Here is a 338-nt window from a genome sequence, read left to right as displayed (position 1 = left end):
GGAACTCGGACCCGTAGCATCCAGGCACCTGCCCGACTGCGTACCGACCAGCGTGCCGTTCGACTGCGCCTGCCACTTCTGCGACGCCGCACCCGAACAGGTCGACAACTGCACCTGCGTACCGTTCGCGGTACCGCCCCCGGCCACCGTCATGCACTTGCCCAACGCCCGCAACGTACCGTCCGCCGCCACCGTCCAGGACTGCGCACTACCGGTCCCGCAGGTGTTCAACTGCACCGCCGTACCGTTCGCCGAGACGGCACCCGCCACCTCGGCGCACTTACCGCCGTACCCGCTGACCACACCCGTCGGACGCGACGACGGCACCCCCCAGATCT

At 69.2% G+C, this 338-nt stretch carries 1 protein-coding gene; it reads right to left on the bottom strand.

The features are described from left to right. Window positions 1–237 (bottom strand): ricin-type beta-trefoil lectin domain protein (locus tag IG64_RS39925; protein WP_234438756.1); only part of this gene is annotated, 237 nt, incomplete at its 3' end. Window positions 238–338 lie beyond the last annotated feature (101 nt).

Source organism: Streptomyces sp. NRRL S-340, from assembly GCF_000720185.1.
Lineage (GTDB): Bacteria > Actinomycetota > Actinomycetes > Streptomycetales > Streptomycetaceae > Streptomyces.
This window is presented reverse-complemented; position numbering and strand designations above follow the sequence as displayed.